The organism is Streptomyces sp. NPDC002817 (assembly GCF_053592055.1).
This window is the reverse complement of record NZ_JBSFUY010000037.1, coordinates 26,469-44,046: the sequence shown is the minus strand read 5'-3', so window position 1 is coordinate 44,046 and position 17,578 is coordinate 26,469. Positions and strand designations below refer to the sequence as shown.

Annotated in this window: 11 protein-coding genes; 2 read left to right on the top strand and 9 right to left on the bottom strand. The window is 68.0% G+C overall.

Translation table 11 applies throughout. The features are described from left to right. Positions 1-187: 187 nt before the first annotated feature. From ACWD3I_RS41510 to ngcE, 3 genes are all read right to left on the bottom strand, one after another. Positions 188-1,123 (bottom strand): carbohydrate ABC transporter permease, encoded by a 936-nt coding sequence (locus ACWD3I_RS41510; protein ID WP_365398889.1) that lies wholly within the window; start codon positions 1,121-1,123, stop codon positions 188-190. A gap of 20 nt (positions 1,124-1,143) precedes the next feature. After that, positions 1,144-2,073, bottom strand: a complete 930-nt coding sequence (locus tag ACWD3I_RS41505; RefSeq protein ID WP_365398892.1) for a carbohydrate ABC transporter permease — start codon at positions 2,071-2,073, stop codon at positions 1,144-1,146. Between the two features lie 74 nt (positions 2,074-2,147). Then, the gene (gene ngcE / locus ACWD3I_RS41500; protein WP_365398895.1) at positions 2,148-3,593 is read right to left on the bottom strand and encodes an N-acetylglucosamine/diacetylchitobiose ABC transporter substrate-binding protein; all 1,446 of its coding nucleotides are present in this window, start codon (positions 3,591-3,593) and stop codon (positions 2,148-2,150) included. Between the two features lie 346 nt (positions 3,594-3,939). On the opposite strand from ngcE, the gene ACWD3I_RS41495 reads away from it, so the two are divergent. Further along, positions 3,940-7,710, top strand: coding sequence for a GH92 family glycosyl hydrolase (locus ACWD3I_RS41495; RefSeq protein ID WP_365398897.1), 3,771 nt, complete (start codon positions 3,940-3,942; stop codon positions 7,708-7,710). A gap of 20 nt (positions 7,711-7,730) precedes the next feature. Beyond that, entirely contained in the window at positions 7,731-9,683 is a 1,953-nt protein-coding gene (locus ACWD3I_RS41490; RefSeq protein WP_365398900.1) for an alpha-glucuronidase, read from the top strand. Positions 9,684-9,689: 6 nt separating this feature from the next. Here ACWD3I_RS41490 and ACWD3I_RS41485 read toward each other — a convergent pair whose 3' ends face one another. From ACWD3I_RS41485 to ACWD3I_RS41460, 6 genes are read right to left on the bottom strand one after another with little or no spacing between them, the layout of a single operon-like run. Continuing rightward, positions 9,690-11,690: a beta-galactosidase gene (locus ACWD3I_RS41485; RefSeq protein WP_365398902.1), complete on the bottom strand. Its 2,001-nt coding sequence runs from the start codon at positions 11,688-11,690 to the stop codon at positions 9,690-9,692. Further along, on the bottom strand, positions 11,687-12,367 hold the full coding sequence (locus ACWD3I_RS41480; RefSeq protein WP_365398904.1) for a hypothetical protein: 681 nt from the start codon (positions 12,365-12,367) through the stop codon (positions 11,687-11,689). The genes ACWD3I_RS41485 and ACWD3I_RS41480 overlap by 4 nt, the downstream gene beginning before the upstream one ends. Then, the gene (locus ACWD3I_RS41475) at positions 12,364-13,875 is read right to left on the bottom strand and encodes a GH39 family glycosyl hydrolase (RefSeq protein ID WP_365398907.1); all 1,512 of its coding nucleotides are present in this window, start codon (positions 13,873-13,875) and stop codon (positions 12,364-12,366) included. Before ACWD3I_RS41475 ends, ACWD3I_RS41480 begins: the two co-directional genes overlap by 4 nt. Next, positions 13,872-15,527, bottom strand: a complete 1,656-nt coding sequence (locus ACWD3I_RS41470) for an ABC transporter substrate-binding protein (protein ID WP_365398910.1) — start codon at positions 15,525-15,527, stop codon at positions 13,872-13,874. Before ACWD3I_RS41470 ends, ACWD3I_RS41475 begins: the two co-directional genes overlap by 4 nt. A gap of 37 nt (positions 15,528-15,564) precedes the next feature. Continuing rightward, the gene (locus tag ACWD3I_RS41465; protein ID WP_365398912.1) at positions 15,565-16,437 is read right to left on the bottom strand and encodes a carbohydrate ABC transporter permease; all 873 of its coding nucleotides are present in this window, start codon (positions 16,435-16,437) and stop codon (positions 15,565-15,567) included. Further along, positions 16,431-17,414, bottom strand: coding sequence for an ABC transporter permease (locus ACWD3I_RS41460; RefSeq protein WP_365398915.1), 984 nt, complete (start codon positions 17,412-17,414; stop codon positions 16,431-16,433). Before ACWD3I_RS41460 ends, ACWD3I_RS41465 begins: the two co-directional genes overlap by 7 nt. Positions 17,415-17,578 lie beyond the last annotated feature (164 nt).

Here is a 17,578-nt window from a genome sequence, read left to right as displayed (position 1 = left end):
TCCTGCGCGCGGGACCGCTTCTATGAGGCCCCGTGAATGTCCAACTAGTGAACTCTAAGCTGAGCCGTTCGGGTCGCCTTCCGTCAAGAGGTTGAACAGTATCCGCGGCTCCGGGCACGCGCGCGTACGCCGCTCCCAGGGCGGGGAACGGCGTGCGCACGGTCGGTTCCGGAGCGCTACGCGTGCTTCACTTCAAGGTCGCAGATGTCAGCCCTGCCTGCACCTGACGCTGGAAGGACAGGTACACGACCAGCATCGGGATCATCGCGATGGTCACGCCCGCGAAGAGAACCGGAAGATCGGAGGCGTACCCCTGTTGCTGCTGGAGCTGGATGAGCCCCTGGGTGAGGACATAGCGCTCGGGATCGTCACCGCTCTGCGGCTGCATGAGGACCGTCGGCAGGATGAACTGGTTCCACTGGCCGAGGGTGTTGAAGATGCCGACACTGACCAGACCCGCCTTCGCCATCGGCAGCATCACCTGGAAGAACGTCCGGGTGTGCGAGGCCCCGTCCAGGATCGCCGCCTCGAAGACCGCGGTCGGCAGGGTCCGGAAGAAGGCGTGCATGAAGAAGACCGTGAACGGCATCGAGTAGGCGACGTACACCAGGATCAGCCCCTGGTAGGTGTTCAGCATGTCCAGCCGTTTGACCATGAAGAACAGCGGGACGAGGGCGAGGAACACCGGGAACATCGCGCCGGCCACGAAGAAGTAGTACAGGAAACGGTTGCCCCAGAACTCGTAGCGGGCCAGCACGTACGCCGCCATCGAGCCGAACAGCATCGTCAGCGGCACCGAGAAGACCAGCACGATGACGGTGTTGACGAAGTAGTCGCCGATGCCCTTGTCCCAGGCACGGGAGAACACGTCCAGCGACCAGTTCTGCGGCCACCCGAAGGCCGAACCGCCGATCTGGGCATCGGTCCTGAAGGAGCTCAGCACCAGCCACAGCAGCGGCAGCACGATCAGCAGCGCCCACAGGGCGAGAAAGCCGTGCGAGAAGACGTTCAGTGCGAGGCCTTCACCACGCTGGTCGCCGGGACGGGCCGGGGTCTTGCCGATCGAGGGCTGGGCGGGGATCGAACCGCCCGAGGCGGCGGTCTCCTTGAGAGGTGCGCTCATGAGGTGTCTTCTCTCCCCGCTCAGAACTCGACGCGGTCGCGGCGGGTGGCGCGCAACGTGAACACGGACACGATCAGGGTGAGAACGAGCATGACCACGCCCATGGCGCAGGCGTACCCGCTCTTGCCGTACAGCAGGAAGTTGCGCATCATCACGGTCGCCATGACCTCGCTGTGGTGGTCGGGACCGCCTCCGTAGTCCCCGGAGGTCATCGTGGAGACCAGGATGAACATGTCCATCGCCGCGATGCCGAGATAGACCCAGGCGGTCTGCACGGACTCCCACAGCAGGGGCAGCGTGATGCGGAAGAAGGACTGCGAGCGGCCGGCGCCGTCGATGAGCGCGGCCTCGTAGATGTCCTTAGGGATGGACTGCATGGCGGCGGAGAACAGCACGAGATAGAAGCCGACGCCGTGCCAGACGACCACCACGAGCAGCGCCCACAGCACGACGTCGGGCTCGTTGAGCCACTCGATGGGGTTCTGGGCGTCGACCAGGCCCAGCTTGATGAGGAGCCCGTTGAGCATGCCGCCGCCGTCACTGCGGTAGACGGCCCCGAACAGCACCGCCATGATCGCCAGCGACAGCACCTGCGGGAAGAAGTAGATGATCTTGTAGTACTTGGATCCGGCGACCCCCGCGACCCCGCCGGCCCGGCTGCGCCCGCCCACGTTGAGCATGAAGGCGAAGAACAGCGCGAGCAGAATGGTGACCAGGGGAATGAAGATCAGGAACAGGATGTTGTGCCAGATCGCCCCCATGAAGATGTCGTCCTGGAACAGCGCTTTGTAGTTGTCCAGGCCGACGAACTTGAAGGTCTGGGACTGCCCCTTCCAGTCGGTCAGCGAATATCCGAACGTCTGGATGTACGGCCAGATCACGAAGATCACATAGAGCGCCACGGGAGCGAACAGAAATCCCGCGACGAACCGGTACTGCCCTTTGCGCATTGGCGTTTCCTGCCCCTGGTCTCCCGGCGGTACGCCCGCGCCCCCTTTTCCGAGGGCGCGGGGCACTGTGTGATCTAGTCCCGGTGGTTCTTCTTCGACTCCGGGTCCTTGGCCTGCTTGTCGACGGCGGCCTGGGCCCGCTTCAGCCACTCCGCCGGCTGGATCCGCTTGGCCATCAGCTCGTTGGACGCGTTCTCGATCGCCGTACCCATTTCGCTGTACCACTCGGTGTAGAGGTAACGGAAGGTGTCGTCACCGGCCGCCTTGGACGCCTCGACCGTCGACTGGGTGCCCGGCCGCAGCTGGACACCGGTGTCGACGCCGTCCTTGACGATGGTCAGCGAGTTCGCCTCCTTGGCGAAGGTCGTCGACCACTCCTTGGACAGCATCATCCGCACGAACTCCTTGGCCGCGGGCAGGTTCTTGGCCTTGGCCGGGATGATGAAGGGCTCGCCGGAACCGGCCCGGATCGCCTGGAAGGGCAGCTTGCTGCCGGGCAGCAGCGGCATCGGCAGGAACTTCATGTCGAAGTCGGACGGCGTCGTCTTGAGCTGCTCGTTCTCCAGCCAGGAGCCGCTGGTGATGAACACGGCCTTGTACTGGTTCCACCGGGTCTGGGACTCGGTGTGGGTCAGACCGTTCGTGCCGGGCATCAGGTAGCCCTTCTCGACGACCTCGTAGATCGCCTCGACGGCGGCCTTCGCGGCGTCGGAGCCCACGAACGCGTCGGGCTCGAGGTTGTCGATCGCCTTCATGGCCTCCAGGCCGCCGGTCTTGGCGATCAGGTCCATGATGGCGACGTTGATGTAGTACGGGTACTTGCCCTGGTGGGCCAGGCCGCCGATGCCCTGGGACTTGGCGTCCTTGCAGATGGCGAGGAACTCGTCCCAGGTCTTGGGCTCCGTCCAGCCCTTCTCCTTGAAGAGCTTGCCGGAGTACCACAGGCCCCACACCGTGTAGATGTAGTTCAGGGCGACGACCTTGCCGCCCTGCATGCCCGCGTCGAGGGTGCCCGGGATCAGCGTGTCGCGGACCTTCTTGGCCGGGTCGTCGATCGACGGGGCGTCCAGGACCACGGCGAGGTCGAGCAGCTGGCCGTTCTTGTACAGCACGTCGATCGGGATCTGCTGGGCACCGGAGTCGTCCACGATGTCCGGCGGGTTGCCCGCGTTGAAGCGGGGCTGGAGCTTGCCGGTGATCTCCTGGGTGCCGGTGTGGACGGAGGTCACGCCCCACTTCTTCTTGAAGCTCGCCTCCCAGGCCTTGGCGTAGTCGTCGCCGTAGCCGCCCTTGAAGATGACGACGTCGAGCTTGCTGCCGTCCTTCACGCCGAAGGGGTTGGACTTGGAGGTCTTGCCCCCGGTGTCGTTGTCGGAACTGTCGTCCCCGCCGCCGCTGGCGCAGGCGGAGAGGACGCTCATGGTGGGTACGGAGATCAGACCGAGCGCGGCGGACCGCTTGATCAGATCGCGGCGGCCGACGGAGCCTTTGTTGCTGTTCTCGGCGGAAGTGGATCCCATGCTCAAGTCCTCGCCTTCTCCAGGACTCAGGCGGTGAACCGGATCCTCCCGGGCACCGCGTTCGGGTCACGCTGGGTCGTGCAGGAAGTGCGGTGAATCGCCGACAGGTATAGTCCACTTCCCGCCAGCGGAGCAAGATCGAATGCAAGGTTGGCCATGGGTCTTTTCCGAGTTGAGACCTCCCGGAAATATGTGCGGGCTGTGTACTCCCTGACGGAAAAATGCCCGCCATTATGCCCGAATGCCACACCCAACACCCTTGACATCGCTGACCACTTGGGTCACAACTGATCCTTGCGCATCGAAGTTGACAACGTTGTCCGCGATGGCAGGAGGGTGCTGGCGCATGCGGCACAGAGCTCGGTACAGACGAGGCCCGGCGGTCGTTCTCACGACCGCCTTCGCTTTGGCCATGGGTTCCCAGGGGGCCGCGACCGCCCTGCCGGAGGCGCCCGGCGCCGACCGGGAGTTCGCGTCCTCCTTCGAGGCGGACGATCCGGTGCCGGACTGGACCGGCACGGTGGAGCGCGCCTCGGGCGTCGACGGCGGCTACAGCAGCGGTATCCCGGGCAATGTGACCGACCGGGTCACGGACGTCCGCGCGAGCGCCGAGAACACCTCCGGCGGCGAGGTGAAGGAGAACCTCGTCGACGGCGAGCCGGGCACCAAGTGGCTGGCGTTCCAGCCGACCGGCTGGGTGGAGTTCGACCTGGACAAACCCAGGAAGATCGTGACGTACGCCCTTGTCTCGGCCAACGACCACGCCGAGCGCGACCCCAAGGACTGGACGCTTCAGGGCTCGGCGGACGGCAAGGACTGGAAGACCCTCGACACCCGCTCCGGGGAGTCCTTCGCCGAGCGATTCCAGACGAAGTCGTACGACCTCGCGGAGCCGGCCGAGTACCAGCGTCTCCGCCTCGACGTCACCGCGAACAACGGCGCCTCCGACATCCTGCAACTCGCCGACGTGCAGTTCTCCACGGGCGGCGGCAACGGGCCCGTACCGCCCGACATGCTCTCGCTGGTCGACCGCGGGCCGAACGGCTCCCCCACCGCGAAGGCGCGGACGGGCTTCACCGGGAAGCGGGCGCTGCGGTACGCCGGGCGGCACACGGCGGACGGGCGGGCGTACTCGTACAACAAGGTCTACGACGTGAACGTGGCCGTCGGCCGGGACACCCGGCTGGCGTACCGCGTCTTCCCGTCGATGGCGGACGGCGACCGGGACTACGCGGCGACGAACGTGGCGGTGGACCTGGCCTTCACGGACGGCACGTATCTGAGCGGACTCGGGGCCCGGGACCTGCACGGCTTCGAGCTGTCGCCGCAGGGGCAGGGCGCCTCGAAGGTGCTGTACGTCAACCAGTGGAACGACGTGGCCTCGCGGATCGGGTCGGTGGCGGCCGGGAAGACGGTCGACCGGATCCTGGTGGCCTACGACTCCCCCGGCGGCCCGGCGAAGTTCCGCGGCTGGCTGGACGACGTACGGCTCGGGCCCGTGGCCCCCGAGAAGCCGAAGGCCCACCTCTCGGACTACGCGCTGACCACCCGGGGCACCAACTCCAGCGGGGCCTTCTCGCGCGGCAACAACTTCCCCGCGACCGCCGTTCCCCATGGCTTCAACTTCTGGACGCCGGTCACCAACGCCGGCTCGCTGAGCTGGCTGTACGACTACGCGCGGGGCAACAACGACGACAACCTGCCGACGATCCAGGCGTTCAGCGCGAGCCACGAGCCGAGCCCCTGGATGGGCGACCGGCAGACCTTCCAGGTGATGCCGTCGGTGGCCGCCGGGGTCCCGGAGACCGGCCGCGAGGCGCGGGAGCTGGCCTTCCGGCACGAGAACGAGACCGCGCGGCCGTACTACTACGGCGTGCGGTTCGAGAACGGGCTGAAGGCGGAGATGGCACCGACCGACCATGCGGCGGCGCTGCGCTTCACCTACCCCGGCGACGAGGCGAGCGTTCTCTTCGACAACGTGACGGACCAGGCGGGGCTGACGCTCGACAAGGCGGCCGGGGTCGTCACCGGGTACTCGGACGTGAAGTCCGGGCTGTCGACCGGGGCGACGCGGCTCTTCGTGTACGGGGTCTTCGACAAGCCGGTGGTCGAGGGCGACTCCAGCGGGGTCAAGGGCTATCTGCGGTTCAAGGACCGGACGGTCACGCTGCGGCTGGCCACCTCGCTCATCAGCATCGACCAGGCCAAGGACAACCTGCGCCAGGAGATCCCGGACGGCACCTCCTTCGAGACGGTGAAATCGCGCGCGCAACGGCAGTGGGACCGGCTCCTCGGCAAGGTCGAGGTCGAGGGCGCCACCGAGGACCAGCTGACCACGCTGTACTCCAGCCTGTACCGGCTGTACCTGTACCCCGACTCCGGCTTCGAGAAGGTCGGTTCGAAGTACCAGTACGCCTCGCCGTTCTCGCCGATGCCCGGTCCCGACACTCCGACGCACACCGGGGCGAAGATCGTCGACGGCAAGGTGTACGTCAACAACGGCTTCTGGGACACCTATCGGACGACCTGGCCGGCGTACTCGCTTCTGACGCCCTCTCAGGCGGGCGAGATGGTCGACGGGTTCGTGCAGCAGTACAAGGACGGCGGCTGGACCTCGCGCTGGTCCTCCCCCGGCTACGCGGACCTGATGACCGGCACGTCCTCGGACGTCGCCTTCGCCGACGCGTACGTCAAGGGCGTCGACTTCGACGCCGGGTCGGCGTACGAGGCGGCCGTGAAGAACGCGACCGTCGTGCCGCCGACGTCGGGCGTGGGCCGCAAGGGGATGGAGACCTCCCCGTTCCTCGGCTACACCAGCACCGAGACGCACGAGGGCCTGTCGTGGGCGCTGGAGGGCTATCTCAACGACTACGGCATCGCGCGGATGGGACAGGCGCTGTACGAGAAGACGGGTGAGAAGCGGTACGAGGAGGAGTCGGAGTACTTCCTCAACCGGGCCCGGGAGTACGTGAACCTCTTCGATTCCCGGGCCGGCTTCTTCCAGGGGCGGGATCTCGCCGGTGACTGGCGTGTGGAGTCGTCGAAGTACGACCCTCGCGTCTGGGGTTTCGACTACACGGAGACCAACGGCTGGGGGTACTCCTTCACCGCCCCGCAGGACAGCCGCGGCCTGGCCAATCTGTACGGCGGCCGCCGCGGGCTCGCCGAGAAACTCGACGAGTACTTCGCCACCCCGGAGACGGCCTCGCCCGACTTCGTCGGCTCCTACGGCGGGGTCATCCACGAGATGACGGAGGCCCGGGACGTCCGCATGGGCATGTACGGGCACTCCAACCAGGTCGCCCACCATGTGAACTACATGTACGACGCGGCGGGACAGCCGTGGAAGACCCAGCGCAACGTCCGTGAGGTGCTGTCCCGGCTCTACACCGGCAGTGCGATCGGGCAGGGCTACCACGGTGACGAGGACAACGGCGAGCAGTCGGCGTGGTTCCTCTTCTCCGCGCTGGGCTTCTATCCGCTGGTGATGGGCAGCGGCGAGTATGCCGTCGGCTCACCGTTGTTCACCAAGGCGACCGTGCATCTGGAGAACGGACGGGACCTCGTCGTCAAGGCTCCGAGGAACAGCACCCGCAATGTGTATGTGCAGGGCCTGAAGGTCAACGGGAAGGCCTGGACGTCGACCTCGCTTCCGCACTCCCTGATCTCGAAGGGCGGCACGCTGACCTTCGACATGGGGCCGCGGCCCTCGTCCTGGGGCACCGGCAAGAACGCGGCGCCGGTGTCGATCACCAAGGACGACAAGGTGCCGACACCTCGGGCGGATGTGCTGAAGGGCGAGGGCGGGCTCTTCGACAACACGTCGGCGACCGAAGTCGCGCTGTCGGAGGTCGAGTTGCCGGTCACCGAGGAGGTCGAGGCGGTGCAGTACACGCTCACCTCGACCTCGGACCGCTCGAAGGCGCCCACGGGTTGGGTGCTCCAGGGCTCGGCCGACGGGATCTCGTGGGAGACGCTGGACGAGCGGTCCGGCGAATCCTTCGCCTGGGACAGACAGACACGCGCGTTCACGGTGGGGTCGCCGGGTACGTACGAGAGGTACCGCCTCGTGCTGAATGGCGAGGCGACCGTGTCCGAGGTCGAACTGCTGGCCTGAACCACTGAGTTGGGAGTCGCGTGCCGCACCTTCCCGAAAGTGTCGACCCTGCCTGGCTGACCCCCGGCGCCTTCCGGGCGATCGGCAGCCGACGGACGCTCGTCCGGGGTGGTGAGGGTCCGGTCGTGGACTCGGTGCACGAGGAAGTGGCTCAGGCCTGCGCCCGGTTCGGGGGACACGTCGAGCGCGACGCGTCCTCCGGACCGTACGACCTGCTGCTGGACCTGACCGGCGACGACGGGACCGAGGGGTTCACGTTCGCACGGGATGCCGGCCTGACGACGGTCACCGCGTCCGGCCGGCCAGGCCTGCTGTACGGCCTCTTCCACACCGTACGGCTCGCCGAGGACGCCTTCGGGGGCGAACCCCGTCGCCAGACGCATCGCCCGGCCCTGGGACTGCGCATGCTGGACCACTGGGACAACGTGGCCGTGCACCCGGTGATGGGCCAGGTGGAGCGCGGGTACGCGGGTGGCTCGCTGTTCTGGGAGGACGGGCGGGCGCGCGGGGATCTGGAGCGGGTTCTGGCGTACGGCAGGCTGCTCGCCTCGTGCGGGATCAACGCCGTGGCCGTGAACAACGTCAACGTGCACCGGGCCGAGGCGCGGCTGCTGACCGACCGCATCGGTGAAGTCGCCTCGATCGCGGGCGCGTTGAGGGCGTACGGGATCCGGACGCATCTGTCCGTGAGCTTCGCCGCGCCGGTCGTGCTCGGCGGGCTTGGCACGGCCGACCCGCTCGACGAGAGGGTGCGGACGTGGTGGGCCGAGGTGACCGCGCGGGTGTACGAGGCGATACCTGACTTCGGCGGGTACGTGGTGAAGGCCGACTCGGAGGGGCAGCCCGGGCCATTCGCCTACGGCCGCTCGCACGCCGAGGGGGCGAACATGCTGGCCGCCGCGCTGGAGCCGTACGGCGGCACCGTGCACTGGCGGGCGTTCGTCTACGACCACCGGCAGGACTGGCGGGACCGGACGACGGACCGGGCGCGTGCGGCGTACGACCATTTCGTGCCGCTGGACGGGGAGTTCGCGTCGAACGCCGTGCTCCAGGTCAAGCACGGGCCGATGGACTTCCAGGTGCGGGAGCCGGTCTCACCGCTGATCGGCGCGATGCCCGGCACCCGGCTCGCGGTGGAGTTGCAGGCGACGCAGGAGTACACCGGGCAGCAACGGCATGTGTGCTGGCTGGGGCCGATGTGGAGCGAGGTGCTGCGGTTCCGGCCCGACGGTACGCCGGTGGCGGAGCTGGCGGATGCCGTGGTCGCCGTCTCCAACGTCGGTGACGACCCGTTCTGGACCGGGCATCCGCTGGCCCAGGCGAACCTCTACACCTTCGGCCGGCTGGCCTGGCGGCCGGACGCGGATCCGCTGGAGATCCTCGACGAGTGGATCCGGCTCACCTTCGGGACGGAGCCGGCGGCGGGAGTGCGCGCGGTGACGGAGGGGTCGTGGCGCACGTACGAGAAGTACACCGCGCCGCTCGGGGTCGGTTTCATGGTGCAGCCCGGTCACCACTACGGGCCGAGCGTCGACGGATACGAGTACAGCCCGTGGGGGACCTACCACTTCGCCGACCGGGACGGCATCGGCGTGGACCGCAGCGCGGCGACCGGCACGGGGTACGCGGCGCAGTACGCCAAGCCCTGGGCCGAGGTGTACGAGTCGCCGGAGACCTGCCCCGACGAGCTGCTGCTGTTCTTCCACCATGTGCCGTACGGGCATGTGCTGCACAGCGGTGAGACGGTGATCCAGCACATCTACGACACCCATTTCGAGGGCGTCGAAGAGGTGGAGGCCGCCCGGCGGGTGTGGGCATCGCTGGTGGACCTGGTGGACGCCGAACGCCACTCGCGGGTGACGGAGCGGTTCGAGGAGCAGCTCCGCTGTGCCCGCGAGTGGCGCGACCAGATCAACAGCTACTTCTTCCGGAAGTCCGGTGTGCCCGACGCCCGGGGGCGCAGGATCCACTAGCCGCGGCTACTGGATCCGCAGGATCGCCGTGCCCAGCGGGCCGAGGGTCAGGGGCTCGCCCTTCTCGATCCGCTTGCCGGTGAGCAGGTCGGTGGCGGTGGTGTGGGCGGTGAGACGGGCCGGTCCGGGGGTGTGGTTGAGGAGGAAGAGGAGGCGGGTGCCGTCGGGGGCGATCCGGGTCGCTGTCTCGACGGCCGGGTGGTCGGCGTAGGGGCCGAGCAGGTCGTGGCGGGCGAGGACGCGGCGGACCACCTCGTCGACGCCGGGCTGGTCGAGGGCGGTGGCGACGTACCAGGCCTCGCCCTCCCCGAAGACGTTGCGGGTGACGGCCGGGGTGCCCGCGTAGAAGTCGGTGCCGTAGGTGGCGACCGGCTCGGCGCCGCGCAGCTGGACGATCTCGAAGACGAGGCGGGCCTGCGACCCCAGCTCGGGTACGGGCTGGGTGAACTCCGGTTGCCGGGAGTCCCATTCGTCGATCCGCACGCCCATCAGGGGCGCGAGCGGTCCCGGTACGTCGGTGAGGAACGCCCGGTCGTGCTGGTCGCCGCGCCCCGAGAGGAACGTGGTCAGGACCGTGCCGCCGCGTGCGGCGACCGCTTCGAGGCGCTCCGCGAGATCGCCCTTGACCAGGTGCAGGACGGGGGCGAGGACCACGTCGTACGAGGTCAGGTCGGCGGTCTGCGGGACGACGTCCACGTCGGCACCCGCCTCGCGGGCGGCGCGGTAGTAGGCGTGGACCACCTCCTGGTACTTGACCAGCCGGGAGGGTCCGTCGGAGATCTCCAGGGCCCACCAGCTGTCCCAGTCGAAGACCAGCGCGGTGCGGGCGGGGGTGCGGGCGCCGAGCGTGGAGTCGCCCAGGGCCGCCAACTCCGCTCCCAGCTCGGCCACTTCGCCGAAGACCCGGGTGTCGTCGCGGCCCGCGTGGCCGATGACCGCGCCGTGGTACTTCTCGCAGGCGCCACGCGAGGCGCGCATCTGGAAGTAGAGGGCCGCGTCGGCGCCATGGGCGATGGCCTGAAAGGTGGCCAGCCTCAACTCACCGGGGCGACGGAGGGGGTTGACGTCCCGGCACGCGGTCGTGGACGGCGTCTGCTCCATCAGCCAGAACGGGGCGCCGTCCTTCAGGCCGCGCATCAGGTCATGGGCCAGGGCGGGCCAGGTCGGCGGGGCGTCGAGGGGCGGGTAGCTGTCCCAGGAGGCGAAGTCGAGGTGCGGGGCCCAGCGGTGGTAGTCGAGGGGGCGAAACATGCCCATGAAGTTGGTGGTGACGGGGGTCTGGGGGTCGTGGGCGCGGATCACCTCCTTCTCGGCGAGGAAGCAGCCGAGGAGGGCGTCGGTGGTGAAGCGGAAGTAGTCGAGGGTGATGCCCTGGAAGGCGGTGTGGTCGGGGCCGCGCCAGTGCTCGGTGAGGGCGCTGGGCGGTTCGATCTCGGCCCAGTCGGTGTAGCGGTGGGACCAGAAGGTGGTCCACCAGGCGTCGTTGAGGGCGTCGAGGGTGACGTACTCGCCCCGGAGCCACTCACGGAAGGCCTCGGCGCAGTGCTCGCAGTAACAGACGCCGCCGTACTCGTTGTTGATGTGCCAGGCGAGCAACGCCGGGTGCTCCACGTACCGTTCGGCCAGACGGCCGGCCATCGCCGTGGAGAGGCGGCGGTACGCCGGTGAGCTGGGGCAGAAGTTGTGGCGCTGGCCGTAGCGGTGGCGGCGGCCCTCGAAGTCGGTGCGGTTGACCTCGGGGTACTTCCTGGCGAGCCAGGGCGGGAGCGCGGCGGTGCCGGTGGCGAGGCAGACCTGGCGGCCCTCGGCGGCGGCGCGGTCGAGGACGCGGTCCAGGACGGTGAAGTCGTAGGTGTCCTCGGCGGGTTGGGTGAGCGACCAGGAGAAGACGCCGACGGTGAGCGTGTCGATGCCGGCCCGGGTGAAGAGCCGGTGGTCCTCGTCCCAGGTGGACCGCGGCCATTGCTCGGGGTTGTAGTCGCCGCCGTACCGGATCTTGCGACTCATACGGTGAAGTCCTCCTGGGTCTCGGCGATCACCGGGCGGTCGCCGTGCAGCAGGGACAGCAGCAGCGGGGCGGCCAGCAGGGCGGGCAGGGCCTCGGTGAGCAGGGCGGTCCCCGCGGCGGTCAGGACGAGCAGCGACGCGGTGGCGAGGGTGGCGCGGCCGTGCCGGAAGAGGAAGTAGCCGGCGAGGCGGGCGGTGTCGCGGGCGCGGAAGCTGAAGAGGGAGGTCAGGACGAGTGCGTGGGCTCCCCAGAGGAGGGAGCCGAGGCCGCTCGCCGCGAGCAGCACCGCCCACCAGCCGGGCAGGCCGGTCGCGGAGAAGTGGGTGAGCGTGAAGGCGATGACCGTGAGCCAGGTGAGCAGGGGCGTCCACAGTCTCAGGGCGGGGAGCGCGTTGAGCCGCCAGCCGCGCCAGTAGGTGCGGGCCGGGTGGAGGTCGGTGAGGTCGCGGTCGCGGTGGTGCAGGGCGTAGAGGGCGGCGGCGCAGGCGGGGCCGAGCGGGAGCAGGCAGAGGGCGGCGAGGGGGATGTTGGAGGGGTCGGGGCCGAGCAGGAAGAGGCCGGCCAGGCCGGGGGCGGTCGCGACCAGGAGGAGGGCTTCGACCGTGACGAGGGTGTGGACGAGGGCGGCGGCCCGGGAGAGGGGGCCGATGCCGAAGGCGGTGGACGGGGTGCTCATCGCGCCTCCCTTCCGAGCAGTCTCCGCTCGTCCGTCCAGGGCGGTGCCTCGTCCACGACCGCGCTGACCTCGACGAGCGTCACCTCGTGGCGGCTCAGCGTCAGGTCCAGGCCCACCCGGCCGTCCTCCACCGGCAGCCGCAGATGCCGCCGGGCGGGTTCGGCCGCTTCATGGAGTACGTCGAGCTGGTCCGGCCGGGGTGAGCGGGGGCTGCCCATCCGCTGCCAGGCCGTACGCGCGTTGCCGTGCTCCTCGTCCACGCCGGACCGGCGCACGAACGCCTCCCTGGCCCCCTCCACCGGTACGGACAGGCGCAGCCGGTGCTGTGATGGCCCGGGGGTCTCGCCGCTCGGGTCGACCGGCGCCCAGGCGAGGACCGTGACGCGGCCGCCCGGGTGCCGGGTGACCAGGTGGTCGTCGCCGCGCCGCAGGAGCTCCTCGCCCATCCGGGCCATGAACGCGTACAGGTGGTACGTCGGCTTCCTCACCTGTCGGTGGGTGAGCAGGCCGAAGCCGCCGTGGAAGAGCGCGGTCGGCGGGCCGGCCTCCTCGAACATGTCGCTGAACGTCCAGTACGAGAAGGAGTCCACGTGGTCGCCGCCCGACGCCAGCACGGGGGCCAGGTACGCGGCGTGGAAGGCGGTGTCGTGGACCGGGTTGTCGGGACGGTAGGAGGAGTTGAACTCCGTGATGTGGACGGGCAGTTCGGCCAGCCGGGTGCCCTTCAGCCGCTCGCGGGGCGTGGCGAACTGGTCGAGCAGGCCCTGCGCGGGACCCAGCGTCTGGTGCACACCGAACGGCACGTGCCGGGCGGGCCCGGAGGTGTAGGCGTGCTTCGACACGAAGTCGACGGGGACGTCGTGCCGCTCGACGAACTCGGCGAAGCGGTCCAGCCAATCGTCGGCGCCGGGTGAGAGGGCCGGACCCCCGACCTGGAGGGACGCGTCCACCTCCTTCACCGCCCGCGCGGTCACCTCGTACAGCCGGTGGTAGGCCTTCTCGTCCGCACCCTCCCAGAAGTCGGGGAGGTTGGGCTCGTTCCACACCTCTATCGGCCAGGTGCGGACCTCGTCGAGGCCGTAGCGGTCGACGAGGTGGGTGAGGGTCGCTTTCACGAGCGCCGCCCACTCCTGGTGCGAGCGGGGCGGGGTGACATTGCCCCGCCACCAGAACACCGTCCGCTCCCCCGACGCCAACCCCGCGGGCATGAAGCCGAGTTCGAGGAAGGGGCGGATGCCGAGCGCCAGGTAGGCGTCGACGACCTGGTCGACGTAGGTGAACGAGTGGTGGACGCGCCGGGCGCCCTCCCACTCGTAGGGCCGGTGGACGCCCATGCCGTCGCTGAGCAGTCCGTGGCCCCGGATGTACCGGAAGCCGATCTCGTCCTGGAGGAGCTTCAGCGAGTCCTGGTAGTCCCGGCGCAGGGCGAGTTCGACGCGGCCGGTGCCGACGCAGTGGCGCCAGGCGTCGGGGAACCGGCCGGTGCCCTCGATCGGGACGCGGATCACCCGTTCTCCTTCTTGAACCGTTCGTACGCCTTGTTGTGCAGGTCGACGAGCTGCTGCATGTTCTTCGACTTCAACTCGCCGACGTGGTCGTCCCATTCGGACATCGGGCGCTTGCCGAGGACGAACTGGAGGGTGTTCTGGATGACGGTGTCCTTGAGCGGTGTCTCCCAGAGCGTCGCCTGCTCCTGCTCCACGGACTGCAGGGGGTGGGCGGGGTCGATGGGAAGCTCGGTGCGCTCGGCCATGACGTCCTGGAACTTCTTCTCGTCCGGGCCGAAGTTGGAGGAGACCAGGGCCCAGCTGCCGCCGTAGGTGAAGACGCCGTTGAAGAAGCCGAAGTCCTTCTGGAGGTCCTTGGGGGCGTCCGGGTCGGAGCCCATGAGGGTGATGCCGGGCTCCAGCTCGTACCGGCCGCCGGACTCCGTGTAAGTGGTGCCCTCCACGCCCCACTTGCAGAACTTCTGGCCCTCGTCGGAGTACCAGAGCCAGTCCACGAACTGCATCATCGCGACGAAGGTGTCGGCCTTGAGCGCCTTGCTGGAGACCATGACGCCGTTCTCCAGCCGGGTGCCGCCCAGCACCACCGGGCCCGCCGGTCCGAGGGGCACCGGCACCATCTCGATCTTCGCGCCCTTGACCTGCTTCTCCAGGTTGTAGCGGTAGTTCTGCACCAGCTCCTGCGGATTTGCGCTGATCACATAGGACTTCTCGGCCAGCAGCTTCTGCACGGCCTGGTCGTCCTGTTGGGTGAAGCTCTCCGGGTCGAGCAGCTTCTCGACGACGATCTTCCTCAGGTACTCGACCATCTGGCGGTAGGCGTCCGTCGCCGCGTTGAAGACGAACTTCTGCGCCTTGGAGTCGAAGGTGATGTTGTTGTACGACCAGCCCGCCTTGACCCCGTACGCCTGGCCGAGATAGCCGAACAGCGCACCGCACGGGAAGGGGGTGTTGGTGCTCCAGCGGTCTGTCCAGGGGTATTTGTCGGGGTACTCCGCCTTCAGTGCCTTGAGCACCTCGTACACCTCGTCCCAGCTGGTGGGCAGGGTCAGGCCGTGCTTGTCGAGGATGTCGGTGCGGAAGGACAGCGAGTAGCCGGACTTGACCTTCTCGTGCAGGCCGGGCAGCAGGTAGTACTTGCCGTCGGACTGGCGTATGGAGTCCAGCTCGGGCTCCAGCCGCCACCTCTTCACCTTGTCCTGGTAGTTGGGCATCAGGTGCACGTACTCACTGACCGGGAGGATCGCGCCGGAGGACACGAAGGCGACCTCGCCCGGGTGGTACGTCTTCGGGATCAGGAAGGGGGCGTCGCCCGCGCCGATGAGGACGCTGCGCTTCTTCTCGTAGTCCGCCAGCGGGACGTCGACCGGCTTGATGGTGATCCCGGTGCGCCTGGTGACCTCCTTCCAGAACAGCCAGCCGCTCTTCGTCGGGTAGACCGGGTTGTTGTTGTGCAGCATCGAGAAGGACAGCGGCTTCGCGGCCTTGAACTGCTGTCCGGCGCGGTACTCCTTCATGGCGCCGTTCTGCTTCTTGGAGAGGTCCTTGCTGTCCCCGCCGTCGTCGCCGCTGCCGCACCCGGTGAGGCCGGCGAGTCCGATGAAGCCTGCGGCCGCCAGGATCTGACGCCGCGACAGCTGCCCTTCGTTCCTCACGGATACTCCCTTGTTCCGTAGGTGAATTGAGTGAGCGTCAGCCCTTGACCGCGCCGAGCATCACGCCCGAGACGAAGTAGCGCTGGACGAACGGGTACACGCAGAGGATCGGCAGCGCGGTGAGCACGATGGTGACCGCCTGGATGTTCGCCCCGACCTGGCTGAGCTGTTCCGTGCCGGCTCCGGCGTTGGAGCCTCCGGTGGCGCCCTGGATGAGGTTGCGCAGATAGACGGTGACCGGCATCAGATCGGTGCTGTCCATGTAGAGGAACGCGCTGAACCAGGAGTTCCAGAAGGACACCGAGTAGAAGAGCACCATCGTCGCGACGACCGCCTTGGACAGCGGCAGCACGATCCTGAACAGGATGCCGTAGGTGCTCAGGCCGTCGATCTGCGCGGCCTCCTCCAGTTCGGACGGCAGGCTCTCGAAGAAGGCCTTCATCACCAGGAGGTTGAAGACACTGATCGCGTTGGGCAGCGCGATCGCCCACACACTGTTCTTCAGGCCGAGGCTGGTGATCAGGACGTACTGCGGGATCAGCCCGCCGGTGAAGAACATGGTGAACACCGCGACACCGACGAGCGCGGTCCGCCCCTTGAGGTGCTTCTTCGACAGGACGTACGCGTAACAGGTCGTCAGGGCCATGGCCACGGCGGTCGCCACGACCGTGTAGAACACCGTGTTGCCGTAGTTGCGCCAGAACATCGAGTCCTGGAAAACGATCTTGTACGTGGTGAGGTTGAACCCCTTGGGCCACAAGGTGACTTCACCGGCCCGGATCTGCCGCTCCCCGCTGAAGGACCGGGCGACGATGTTGACGAAGGGGTACAGCGTCACCAGCACCACGAGGCTGAGGACCACCCCGTTGACGCCCTGGAAGACCCGGTAGGAACGGCTCGGCTTCACCACAGACTGGTCCCCACTGTGCGGCGCGACAGCTGGTTGGCGGACACGATCAGCACCAGGCCGATGATCGCCTCGAACAGTCCGATGGCGGCGGCGTAGCTGAAGCTGCTGGACTCCACACCGGTCCGGTAGACGTAGGTGGAGATCACGTCGGCGGTCGGATACGTCAGCGCGTTGTAGAGCAGCAGGACCTTCTCGAAGCCGACCGCGAGGAACGTGCCGATGTTGAGGATCAGCAGCGTGATCATGGTGGGGCGGATGCCGGGCAGGGTGACGTGCCAGATCTGCTGCCAGCGGTTGGCGCCGTCGATGCGGGCGGCCTCGTACAGGTCCTCGTCGATGGTGGTGAGCGCGGCCAGGTAGAGGATCGTGCCCCAGCCGGCGGTCTGCCAGATCTCGGAGCCGACGTAGATCGCGCGGAACCACTCGGGTTCCTGGATGAACCGGATCGGGTCGTGGCCGAACCAGCCCAGGACGTGGTTGACCGCGCCGTCCGTGGCGAGCATCTGCATGGTGATGCCGGCGACGATCACCATCGACAGGAAGTGCGGGAGATACGACACCGACTGCACGAAGCGCTTCAGGGAACGCCGGCGCACCTCGTTCAGCAGCAGGGCCAGCACGATCGGGATGGGGAAGCAGAAGACGAGGGTGAGCCCGCCGATCCACAGGGTGTTGCGGAACACCTGCCAGAAGGTGGGGTCGCTGAGGAACATCTCGACGTAGCGCAGGCCCACCCACTGCTCGCCGAAGATCGAGCCGCCGGGCTGGAAGCGCCGGAACGCGATCACGTTGCCGAGCATCGGCAGATAGCGGAAGACCAGGAAGAACAGCAGCGGCAGCAGCGCCAGCGAGTACAGCTGCCAGTCGCGGCGCAGTGCCCGTCTCCAGGGGACGCGGGCGGAGGGCGGAGGCGGTGGGTCGGGCTCCGGTGGGCCCTGGATGCCAGGCGGAGAGGCCGACTTGGTGGAGGTGCTCATGCTCGGTCCTCTCAGGAGGGGGGAGTTGAACCGAAACTTTCGAGCTCTTACCGGTAACTTCGCGGCAACCTAAAGGCACTCGGAAAGCGCTGTCAATGGGTGCTGCAGCGGGCTTCTGAGACAGACGTACGGAGTTGAAGTCCCTTGCGTGCGGGGTAGAACAC

Excerpts from the sequence above, each read along its gene's own strand:
- ACWD3I_RS41510 (WP_365398889.1), bottom strand. The coding sequence starts at position 1,123 with ATGAGCGCACCTCTCAAGGAGACCGCCGCCTCGGGCGGTTCGATCCCC.
- ACWD3I_RS41505 (WP_365398892.1), bottom strand. The coding sequence starts at position 2,073 with ATGCGCAAAGGGCAGTACCGGTTCGTCGCGGGATTTCTGTTCGCTCCC.
- ngcE (WP_365398895.1), bottom strand. The coding sequence starts at position 3,593 with ATGGGATCCACTTCCGCCGAGAACAGCAACAAAGGCTCCGTCGGCCGC.
- ACWD3I_RS41495 (WP_365398897.1), top strand. The coding sequence starts at position 3,940 with ATGCGGCACAGAGCTCGGTACAGACGAGGCCCGGCGGTCGTTCTCACG.
- ACWD3I_RS41485 (WP_365398902.1), bottom strand. The coding sequence starts at position 11,690 with ATGAGTCGCAAGATCCGGTACGGCGGCGACTACAACCCCGAGCAATGG.
- ACWD3I_RS41480 (WP_365398904.1), bottom strand. The coding sequence starts at position 12,367 with ATGAGCACCCCGTCCACCGCCTTCGGCATCGGCCCCCTCTCCCGGGCC.
- ACWD3I_RS41460 (WP_365398915.1), bottom strand. The coding sequence starts at position 17,414 with ATGAGCACCTCCACCAAGTCGGCCTCTCCGCCTGGCATCCAGGGCCCA.